Raw genomic sequence first — 10495 nt, forward strand, 5'->3', positions numbered from 1 at the left:
GAGGGCAAACCCGTGGGCCGGCGCCTGCAGCACCGACCGCTCAGCCGCGAAAAACCACCGCTGCGTCAGCTTGTACCCGGCGGGGTGTCAGACGGCCACAGCGCCCGGTGGACTCAGGGCTAAACTGATGCGATGTCACAAGCCAACACCCCCCAAACGTCCTGGCGCAACCCACTGTTGATGGGGCTGCTGCTCGCATTCAGTTCGGCAGCGATGGCGCAATGGCAATGGGTCGATGGCACCGGCCGCAAGGTGTTCAGCGACACCCCGCCGCCTGCGAGCATTCCCGACAAGAACATCCTCAAGAAGCCGGGCATGACGGCGGCCCCCATCGTCGGTGCAGAACCGGCCCCATCGACAGCACCCGCCGCCAGCGCGCCTGCCGCGCCTCGGATCCCCACTCGCGACACCGAGCTGGAAGCGAAGAAGAAGCAGGCCGAGCAGGCCGAGGAAGCGAAGAAGAAGGCCGAGCTGGAACGTGTGGCCAAGGTGCGTGCCGAGAGTTGCGAGCGCGCGCGAAAAGCCAAGATCACGATGGAGTCCGGCGTGCGGCTGGCGACCACCAACGCCAAGGGAGAGCGCGAGATCATGGACGACAAGGCCAAGGCCGCCGAATCCCAGCGCATGGATGGCATCATCCGCAGCGATTGCGGCCCTGTGCCGAAGCCGTGATCAACCCCGGCGCATCAAGAATTCAGTAGCCGGCCTTGGAGCCGGCTTTTCTTCGGGCGAACAGGCCTGTTCCGCGCGCGCCCTGCCCCACGAACCGCTCCCGGCGGGCCACCTTCGGGTCCACCCGAAGCGCTCGATACACCTCCAGGCGGTCCCCGTCACGCAGCACATGCTCCGGGCTCACACGCCGACCCCACACGCCCAGCGTCAGAGCGGGCGTGCCCAGTTCGGGGTAGACGTTCAGCCAGCCGGCCTTCTCCAGCGCCATCTGCGCCGTACATCCCTCGGGCACCTGCAGGCCGAGTTCGTGCACATGGCGCGGCGCCTTCGAATGGATCAGGGTGATCTGCATGCTTCGCTCAGTCTGCGCCGTACACCTGATCGGCGCGCTTGACGAACGCGTCCACCAGGTTGCCGGCGATCTTGTCAAACACCGGGCCCACGAGCGCTGCGAGCGTGGTGCTTGAAAAATCGTAGGTCAGGGTGAACTCCACCTTGCAGGCGCGCTGGCTGCCTTCCCCCAAGGGCGTGAACTCCCAGACACCATCCAGCCTGGAGAACGGGCCATCGACCAGTTCCATGAGTACTTTGCGGTCGGTCTCGTGGGTGTTGCGCGTGGTGAAGCTGTGGCGCAGCCCGCTGAAGGCCATGCCCACGCGCGCGACCATCCCGTCCTCGAATTGCTCCAGCACTTCGCCGTGATCGCACCACGGCAGAAACTGCGGGTAGTGTTCGATGTTGGTGACCAGGGCGAACATTTCGTGCGCGCTGTGCCAGAGCAAGACATTCTTGTGAATCGTTTTCATACAATCGAACGCATTGTATTGGCCTGAAACGGCCGCACCTCGCGCGTCATGGCCACCAAAAACAGCAAAGCAACTCCCACCAAAGGCCTCGACAGCCGCATCGCCGACAACAAGAAGGCGTTCTTCAACTACGCCATCGAGGAGCGCTTTGAAGCGGGCATGGTGCTCGAGGGCTGGGAAGTGAAGGCCTTGCGCGAGGGCAAGGTGCAACTCACCGACGGCTACGTGGTCATTCGCAACGGCGAGCTGTTTCTCATCGGCTGCCAGATCAACGCACTGCACACGGCATCCACGCACGTCAGCCCGGACGCGGTGCGCACCAAGAAGCTGCTGCTGCACAAGGACGAGATCCGCCGCCTCATTGGCAAGGTCGAGCAGAAGGGCTACACGCTGGTGCCGCTCAATCTGCACTGGAAGAACGGCAAGGTCAAATGCGACCTGGCCCTGGCCAAGGGCAAGGCCGAGCACGACAAGCGCGACACCATCAAGGACCGCGAAGGCAAGCGCGAGGTGGACCGGGCGATGAAGTCGCGCAACCGCTGAGACTGGGCGTGGCGTTCAGCCCAGGTGTTTGAGCGGATGCGCGTCCGCCGTCCACGGGCTCTCGAAGAACGCGGCTACCTGTCCCCTTCCCACATCCTCGATACGCTCCGGGTTCCAGCGCGGTTGGTGGTCCTTGTCCACCGCCAGGGCACGGATGCCTTCCACCGTTTCGCTGGCGGCACCCGGGCGCAGGTGGAAGCACCGGTACACCATGCCGCGCTCCATGCGCAGGTTGTCGGTCAGGCCCATGGCGCGGGCGCGGCGCACCTGCTCCAGCACCACGTGCAGCATCAGCGGTGAGCGGTGGCGCAGGGTGGCCGCAGTGGCCTTGGCCCACTCGCCATCACCCGACTCCAGCGTGGAGATGATGGCGTGCATGTCGGGCAGGCCGAACACACGGTCGATCTCCTTGGCCGGCCAACTGCCCGGCGAAGCGGTGGTGCTGAGGTGGCTGGCGCACCAGCGCTCCACCGAGGCACCGTTCTCGAAGGGGGTCTGCGCCAGCGAGTTCCAGAGGCCGACAAGGCGACCCGACTCGATGAAGCCGTCGGCCAGGCCCGCCGCCATGGCGTCGCGCGCGCCGAGCGCCTGCCCGGTGAGCGCGAGGTATTCGCCCAGACGGCCAGGGCAGCGGCTCAGGAAGTAACCGCCGCCCACATCGGGGAACAGGCCGATGTGGGTCTCGGGCATGGCGAGCTTGCTGCGCTCGGTGACGATGCGCAGGCTCGCCCCCTGGCTGATGCCCATGCCACCACCCATGACGATGCCGTCCATGAAGGCGATGTAGGGCTTGGGATAGGTGTGGATCAGGTGGTTGAGTGCGTACTCTTCTGTGAAGAAATCTTCCAGCGAAGCGTCGCCCGAGAGCGCAGCCTGGTGGAAGAAGCGGATGTCGCCGCCTGCGCAGAAGCTGCCGAACGGGCCTTCCTTGTTGACGCCGCGCACCGCGACCGCTTGCACTTGATCGTCGTCGCGCCAGGCCACCAAAGCCTGTGTGATGCGGCGGATCATGTCGAGCGACAAGGCGTTGAGGGCCTTGGGGCGGTTGAGCGTGATGCAGCCGACGCGGCCCAGGACTTCGGCAATGACGTGGGTTTCTGGCACTGAGGCGTTCATTGTTGTTCTTCCGGAAGATCGTTCATTGTGGCTGTTGGTCGACGGTCTGGATGCGCGGTGAACCGGCTCGTGAGCGCCAGCCCAGCAACTCGTTGATCACCAGGGCGCCAATCACCACACTGCCGCCCAGCAGCACTTCGTCACCGGGTACTTCGTTGGCCAGGATCCAGACCAGCAGGATGCCGAAGATCACCTCCAGCAAGGCCAGCAGCGAGACCTCTGGCGCCTTGAGCACGCGCGCGCACACCACCGAGAGTGCGCAGGGAATCGCCAACTGCACCAGGCCGAGCATGGCCAGCCAGGCGACGTCGCTCGCGGTCGCGGCAAAGGGCAACGCCAGGGGCAAGGTGAGCAGGGAGGAGATCACCGCGCCCAGCAGCACCGAAGGCACGAGATCGATCTTCTCGCCGTGGGTCTGGCTGCGCTGCACCACGGTCCAGTTGATGGCGCCCGCTATCGGCACGCACAGCGCGGTGAGCGAACCCAGCACGAGGCCGCCAGTATCGATTTCGGGATGGGTCAGCGCCTGGATGAACTGGCTGCCATACATGTAGGCGATGCCCGCGCCGGCCGCCACAATGGCCAGCCAGGTGCGCACGGCCAGTTGCTGACCGATGAAGACACGCGCCACCAGCGCAGTGAACAGCGGGCCAATCGACATGATCACAAGGACGTTGGCCACGCTGGTGAAAGTCAGGGCGAGCATGAACGCGGTGAACATCACCGACCAGCAGACGCCCGAGATCCAGAAGGCCGGCGATTCGGGAATCAGGCCCCAGTGGCGCTGGAGCCAGGTGCGCAGCGCGGAACCAGACCCGCTCTCGGTGAGACGCCCCTGGTTGCGGTCCACCTGCCGCCAGACGGGGAGGATCACCAGCAACGAAAGCGCGGTGAAGGCACTGCGCCAGAACGTGACCTCAAAACGCGCCGCCGATTCGAGCTGGCGCGACACCACACCGGCAATCGACCACATGAGCGTGACCGCCAGCATGAGAAAAACCGCCTGGGTGTGGGTCAGGCGGTTGAGGGCGCGAAAAGGCATGGCCAGTTCAGGTCAGAGCGGCCGCAGTGCGAGGCTGCGGCCCGCCGGTTTCAGGCACTCTTGGAGGCGCGCTTGCGATCGCTTTCCTTCAGGAAACGCTTGCGCAGGCGCACGCTCTTGGGCGTGATCTCGACCAGTTCGTCGTCCTCGATGAACTCGACACCGTATTCCAGGTTGAGGTCGACCGGTGGCGTGATCTTGATCGCGTCTTCCTTGCCGCTGACACGGAAGTTGGTCAGCTGCTTGGTGCGGGTGGCATTGACGATCAGGTCGTTGTCGCGGTTGTGGATGCCCACAATCATGCCTTCGTACACCGGGTCGCCAGCGCGCACGAACATGCGGCCGCGGTCGTCGAGCTTGCCCAGTGCGTAGGTGAAGATTTCACCGTCGTCCATGGAAATCAGCACGCCGTTCTTGCGGCTGGCGATGTCGCCCTTGTGCGGCTCATAGCCATCGAAGATGTTGGCGATCAGGCCGGAGCCGCGCGTCAGGTTCAGGAATTCGTTGGTGAAACCGATCAGGCCACGCGCCGGAATGCGGTACTCCAGGCGCACACGGCCACGACCATCGGGCTCCATGTTGACCAGTTCGCCCTTGCGCTCGCCCAGTGCCTGCATCACGCCACCCTGGTGCTGTTCTTCGATGTCTGCCGTCACCATCTCGATGGGCTCATGGCGCACACCGTCGATGTCGCGGAACACCACGCGGGGCTTGGACACGGCCAGTTCGTAACCTTCACGGCGCATGTTCTCCAGCAGGATGGTCAGGTGCAGTTCGCCGCGGCCCATCACTTCGAAGATGCCATCCTCGTCGGTTTCCTTCACGCGCAGGGCCACGTTGTGCTGCAGCTCTTTCTGCAGGCGGTCCCAGATCTGGCGGCTGGTCACGTACTTGCCTTCGCGGCCAGCCAGTGGGCTGGTGTTCACGCAGAAGTTCATCGTCAGCGTCGGCTCGTCGATCTTGAGCATCGGCAGCGGCGCCGGATTCAGCGGATCGGTCACGGTGACGCCGATGCCGATGTCGGGAATGCCGTTGATGAGCACGATGTCGCCCGGGCCGGCTTCGGTCACCTGCACGCGGTCCAGGCCCTGGAATTTCAGCACCTGGTTGATGCGGCCCTTGACGACCTTGCCGTCTTCACCTTCCATCACGACCACGTCCATGTTGGGCTTGATGGTGCCCTGGCTGATGCGGCCCACGCCGATGCGGCCGACGAAGGTCGAGAAGTCGAGCGCGGAGACCTGCAGTTGCAGTGGAGCTGCCGGGTCACCGTCCTGGGGTTTCACGTGCTTGAGCACGGTGTTGAACAGAGCCGACATGTCAGGGCCCCACTGCTCGCCCGGTGCGCCTTCGACCAGCGACGTCCAGCCGTTGATGCCCGAGGCATAGACCACCGGGAAATCGAGTTGCTCGTCGTTGGCGCCGAGCTTGTCGAACAGGTCGAACGCAGCGTTGATCACGGCATCGGGGCGAGCGCCCGGCTTGTCCACCTTGTTCACCACCACGATGGGCTTCAGACCCAGGGCCAGCGCCTTTTTGGTCACGAAGCGCGTCTGCGGCATCGGGCCTTCCTGCGCGTCGATCAGCAGCACCACGCCGTCCACCATGGACAGGGCGCGTTCGACTTCACCACCGAAGTCCGCGTGACCGGGGGTGTCGACGATGTTGATGTGCGTGCCTTCCCAGCTCACGGCGCAGTTCTTGGCCAGGATCGTGATGCCCCGTTCGCGCTCGATGGCGTTGTTGTCCATCACCGTGTCGACGATTTTTTCGTGCTCGGCGAAGGTGCCCGACTGGCGAAGCAGCTGGTCGACCATGGTGGTTTTGCCGTGGTCAACGTGGGCGATGATGGCGATGTTGCGGATTTGTTTGCTCATGATGCGAGTTCCGGTGAGGTTTCCAGGATTTGCTGTATTTCGGAGGGGCTCAGCAGTCGCCCCGGGATCAGTTCACCCGATTGGGTGTGCGCGCTGCCCAGCAGCACGGGTTCGAGGGAAAAGGATTCTTCGCCTGCGGGCACCGGGCCGAACACGGCCACCCGCTCGTTGTCGACCCAGGCGCCGCGACGGCGCAGGCCGCTGAGGAAGCGTCCGGCGTCCAGGGCGTCGAGCGTGACGACCTCGTGTCCGTCCAGCAAGGCCTGCACCGGCAGCAGCTGCGCCATGCGCTCGCCTTCATCAAGGGCTTCCAGGGCGTCGAGCGTGATGCACTGCGACGCGTCGAAGGACCCGGTCTCGGTGCGCCGCAGCATGCCGAGATGGCCACCGCAGCCCAGGGCCTCGGCGATGTCTTCACCCAGCGTGCGGATGTAGGTGCCCTTGCTGCAACGCACACGCAGACGCAGGAACGGAGCATCGCCCTGCAGTTGCATGTCCAGCAGGTCCAGGTCGTGGATGACGACATGGCGCGCTTCGCGCTCCACCGTCTCGCCATGGCGGGCATATTCGTAGAGGGGCTTGCCGTCCTTCTTCAAGGCGCTGTGCATGGGGGGCACCTGGGCAATGGGCCCCATGAAGCGGTCCAGCACCTCCACAACCTGTCCCGGCGTGCAAGCCACGTCGCGGGTCTGGATCACGTCGCCTTCGGCATCGCCGGTGCGCGTCTTCACGCCAAGACGGACCACGGTCTCGTAGGTCTTGTCGGCGTCCAGATGGATCTGGCTGAACTTGGTGGCCGCGCCAAAACACAGCGGCAGCACACCGCTGGCCAGTGGATCCAGCGTGCCCGTGTGGCCCGCCTTTTCAGCACGCAGCAACCATTTGGCCTTCTGCAAAGCCTGGTTGCTGGAGAGACCCAGCGGTTTGTCGAGCAACAGCACCCCGTGCACAGGGCGCCGCTGCACCCTCGTGCGTGGCGCGTGCATGGCTACTCTTCCTTTGAACGAGAAGAGACCGCCTTGGAAATCAAGGCGTTCATGTCGGCCGCGCGCTCGGTGGTGCGGTCAAACACGAAATGCAGCGTGGGCACGGTGTGGATGTGCAGCCGCTTGAAGAGGCCACTGCGCAGGAAACCCGCCGCGGCATTGAGGCCTTGCAGCGTTTCCTCAGGGTCGCCCGTGAGCAGGCTGAAGAACACCTTGGCGTGCGCGTAGTCGGGCGTGACCTCGACCGCATTGATCGTGACCATGCCCACCCGCCGGTCTTTCAGCTCGCGCGCGATCAGCTCGGCCAGATCGCGCTGGATCTGGTCGGCCACGCGGAAACCGCGGTTGGGGGTGGAGGAGGCTTTGCGAACCATGCAGATCACCGCTTACAGCGTGCGTGCCACTTCCTTGACCTCGAAGAATTCGAGCTGGTCGCCTTCTTTGATGTCGTTGTAGTTCTTCAGCTTGATACCGCACTCGAAGCCTTCCTTGACTTCGCGCACGTCGTCCTTGAGGCGCTTGAGGGTGTCGATCTCGCCGGTGTAGATGACCACGTTGTCGCGCAGCAAGCGGAAATGCGCGCCGCGATTGACCTGGCCAGCCGTGACCATACAACCGGCGATGGTGCCGATCTTGGTGGCCACGAACACGGTGCGGATCTCGGCCGAGCCAATGACCTCTTCGCGCTTTTCGGGTGCCAGCATGCCGGACATGGCCGCACGCAACTCATCGACGGCGTCGTAGATGATGTTGTAGTAGCGCAGATCCACGTCGTTGCCTTCGGCCAGCTTGCGGGCACCCACGTCGGCGCGCACGTTGAAGCCGATGATCACCGCCTTGGAGGCGATGGCCAGGTTCACGTCGGACTCGCTGATGCCACCGACTCCGGCGAACACCAGTTGCACCTTGACCTCATCGGTCGAGAGCTTGAGCAGCGACTGGGCCAGCGCTTCCTGCGAACCCTGCACGTCGGACTTGACGATGATGGGCAGCAGCTTGACTTCGCCTGCCGACATGTCGGAGAACATGTTCTCCAGCTTGGCGGCCTGCTGGCGTGCCAGCTTGGTGTTGCGGAACTTGCCCGCGCGGTAGGTGGCGATCTCGCGCGCACGGCGCTCGTCGGTCATCACCATGAAGTCGTCGCCAGCCTGCGGCACCTCCGACAGACCCTGGATTTCCACCGGGATCGACGGGCCGGCCGATTTGATCGGCTTGCCGTTTTCGTCCAGCATGGCGCGCACGCGTCCCGAGGTCTGGCCCACCAGCACCACGTCGCCGGTCTTGAGCGTGCCGCTCTGCACCAGCACCGTGGCCACCGCACCGCGGCCTTTGTCCAGGCGCGCTTCGATCACCAGGCCCTTGGCCATGGACTCCACCGGCGCCTTGAGTTCCAGCACTTCGGCCTGCAGCAGCACCTGCTCCAGCAGCGCGTCGATGCCCACACCGGTCTTGGCGGACACGCCCACGAAGGGTACGTCACCACCGAACTCTTCGGGCACGACTTCTTCGGCCACGAGTTCGGAGCGAACCTTCTCCAGGTTGATACCAGGCTTGTCGATCTTGGTCAGTGCCACGACGATCGGAACGCCAGCGGCTTTCGCGTGCTTGATGGCTTCCTTGGTCTGCGGCATCACACCGTCGTCGGCTGCGCAGACGAGGATGACGATGTCGGTGGCCTGGGCACCACGGGCACGCATGGCGGTGAACGCCTCGTGACCCGGGGTGTCAAGGAAGGAGATCATCCCGCGCTCGGTCTCGACGTGGTACGCACCGATGTGCTGCGTGATGCCGCCGGCTTCGCCCGCAGCCACCTTGGCGCGGCGGATGTAATCCAGCAGCGAGGTCTTGCCGTGGTCGACGTGGCCCATGACGGTCACCACAGGCGCGCGCGGCAGCAGCTCGTGCTCCTGTTGCGAGGTTTCGTCGTCAGCAAAGGCTTCCGGATCGTCCAGCGCAGCCACGACGGCCTTGTGACCCAGTTCTTCCACCACGATCATGGCGGTGTCCTGGTCCAGCGGCTGGTTGATGGTGACCATCTGGCCGAGCTTCATCAGTTGCTTGATGACCTCGGACGACTTCAGGCTCATCTTGTGCGCGAGTTCGGCCACCGTGATGGTCTCCGGCACGTGCACTTCAATGACCTTGAGCTCGGTCGGCGCCACGAAGTTGCTCTGACCGGTATCACGAGAATCGCGCGAGTCGCGGCGACCGCGTGGGCCTCCGCGCCAGTTGGAGCGACCCGCGCTGGTGTCGCCACGGGTCTTGATTTCTTTCTTCTTGGCCGCGTCGTCCTTCCAGGTGGAAGACAGGTTCTCCGACTTGATTTCTTTCTTGCCGGCCACACCAGCCGTGGCTGCGCCAGCGGTGGTGACGGGCTTGCCGGGCGTGCCGGCAGGCTTGTGCAGCGTGCCCTTGATGCCGGCCTTGGGGTCGACCGGGGCAGGCTCGGGCTTCTTGGCCACCAGCGTCTTGGCTGGCGCAGACATCATGGCGCGGATGTTGGCGGCTTCGGCTTCGGCCTTGCGGCGGCGTTCCACCAGATCCTGCGCGCGCAGGTCGTCTGCGCGTTTGCTTTCAGCGTTGCGGTCCGCGATCACGCGGGCCGCGGAATCGCGCTCCAGCGAGTCGGTCTTGGCCTTGGCATCCTTGGCGGTGCGGGCGGCGATGGCCTCGGCAACGCCTTCAGGCGTGGCGGCCTCGGCAGCAGCGCGGGCGGCGGCTTCCGCCACTTCGGCAGCGGCAGCAGCGGCACGCTCCTGCTCGACGGCGGCCTGAGCCTGACGCGCTTCCTCTGCTTCACGCGCCTGGCGCTTCTCGTTGAACTCTTCTTCCTGGCGGCGCAGCAACTCGGCCTGGCGGCGCGCGTCTTCCTCGCGGCGGGTCAGTTCCTCGGTGTCGACCACCGGCGCGGCAGCCACAGGCTCTTCCGCCACCTCGGGTACCGCCACTGCTTCGTCGTCGCGCTTGATGAAGGTGCGCTTCTTGCGCACTTCCACCTGGATCGTGCGGGCACGACCCGTGGAGTCAGCCTGCTTGATCTCGGAGGTGGACTTCTTCACCAAGGTGATCTTCTTGCGCTCACCGCCGGCCGTGCCGTGGCTGGCCTTCAGGTGGCCCAGCAGCGATTGTTTGTCGGATTCGGTGACTGGATCGGCCCCGGATGTCTTGGGCACACCCGCTGCGGAGAGTTGCTCCAGCAGGACGGTGGTGGGCTTGTTCAGCTCGGCAGCCAGTTCGGCGACGGTGGTACTTGTCATAGGTTTCAATTCTCCGATGGGCCTCCGCTGGTCAGGTCGTGGATTGCGCTTCGTCACCGGTGAACCAGTGAGCGCGTGCCAGCATGATCAGCGCGGTGGCCTCTTCAGGCGTCTGTGCGGTGATGTCGGTGAGCTCGTCGGTGGCCAGATCGGCCAGCTCGTCGCGGGTGTGGATGCCGGCGTCGGCCAACTTGGC

10 protein-coding genes and 1 pseudogene are annotated in these 10495 nt (G+C 64.7%); 2 read left to right on the forward strand and 9 right to left on the reverse strand.

What is annotated here, in order from left to right:
* Nucleotides 1-132 precede the first annotated feature (132 nt).
* Nucleotides 133-672: a DUF4124 domain-containing protein gene (locus V6M63_RS02705; RefSeq protein ID WP_332739170.1), complete on the forward strand. Its 540-nt coding sequence runs from the start codon at nt 133-135 to the stop codon at nt 670-672.
* A 22-nt stretch (nt 673-694) separates the two neighbouring features.
* Here V6M63_RS02705 and V6M63_RS02710 read toward each other — a convergent pair whose 3' ends face one another.
* On the reverse strand, nt 695-1024 hold the full coding sequence (locus V6M63_RS02710) for an RnfH family protein (RefSeq protein WP_056274557.1): 330 nt from the start codon (nt 1022-1024) through the stop codon (nt 695-697).
* 7 nt (nt 1025-1031) lie between these two features.
* Nucleotides 1032-1478 (reverse strand): type II toxin-antitoxin system RatA family toxin, encoded by a 447-nt coding sequence (locus tag V6M63_RS02715; protein ID WP_332739173.1) that lies wholly within the window; start codon nt 1476-1478, stop codon nt 1032-1034.
* A gap of 48 nt (nt 1479-1526) precedes the next feature.
* On the opposite strand from V6M63_RS02715, the gene smpB reads away from it, so the two are divergent.
* Nucleotides 1527-2021 carry an SsrA-binding protein SmpB gene (smpB, locus tag V6M63_RS02720; protein WP_332739175.1) on the forward strand — a complete coding sequence of 165 codons (495 nt, stop codon included), beginning with the start codon at nt 1527-1529 and terminating at the stop codon, nt 2019-2021.
* A 15-nt stretch (nt 2022-2036) separates the two neighbouring features.
* Here the strand turns inward: smpB and V6M63_RS02725 are convergent, their stop codons facing one another.
* The 7 genes and pseudogenes from V6M63_RS02725 to nusA all read right to left on the reverse strand — a co-directional run.
* The gene (locus V6M63_RS02725) at nt 2037-3137 is read right to left on the reverse strand and encodes an enoyl-CoA hydratase/isomerase family protein (RefSeq protein WP_332739177.1); all 1101 of its coding nucleotides are present in this window, start codon (nt 3135-3137) and stop codon (nt 2037-2039) included.
* A 22-nt stretch (nt 3138-3159) separates the two neighbouring features.
* Nucleotides 3160-4179: a DMT family transporter gene (locus V6M63_RS02730; RefSeq protein ID WP_332739178.1), complete on the reverse strand. Its 1020-nt coding sequence runs from the start codon at nt 4177-4179 to the stop codon at nt 3160-3162.
* A 50-nt stretch (nt 4180-4229) separates the two neighbouring features.
* Nucleotides 4230-6056 (reverse strand): translational GTPase TypA, encoded by a 1827-nt coding sequence (gene typA, locus V6M63_RS02735; protein ID WP_332739180.1) that lies wholly within the window; start codon nt 6054-6056, stop codon nt 4230-4232.
* Nucleotides 6053-7042 carry a tRNA pseudouridine(55) synthase TruB gene (gene truB, locus V6M63_RS02740; protein ID WP_332739182.1) on the reverse strand — a complete coding sequence of 330 codons (990 nt, stop codon included), beginning with the start codon at nt 7040-7042 and terminating at the stop codon, nt 6053-6055. Before truB ends, typA begins: the two co-directional genes overlap by 4 nt.
* A 2-nt stretch (nt 7043-7044) precedes the next feature.
* On the reverse strand, nt 7045-7416 hold the full coding sequence (gene rbfA, locus V6M63_RS02745; RefSeq protein ID WP_305339799.1) for a 30S ribosome-binding factor RbfA: 372 nt from the start codon (nt 7414-7416) through the stop codon (nt 7045-7047).
* A 12-nt stretch (nt 7417-7428) separates the two neighbouring features.
* Complete coding sequence (gene infB / locus V6M63_RS02750; protein WP_332739185.1) at nt 7429-10299, reverse strand: translation initiation factor IF-2; 2871 nt, start codon at nt 10297-10299, stop codon at nt 7429-7431.
* 31 nt (nt 10300-10330) lie between these two features.
* Nucleotides 10331-10495, reverse strand: a pseudogene (gene nusA / locus V6M63_RS02755) (transcription termination factor NusA); the annotation flags it as partial.

It is taken from the genome of Hydrogenophaga sp. (assembly GCF_036675665.1).
Taxonomy (GTDB): domain Bacteria; phylum Pseudomonadota; class Gammaproteobacteria; order Burkholderiales; family Burkholderiaceae_C; genus Hydrogenophaga.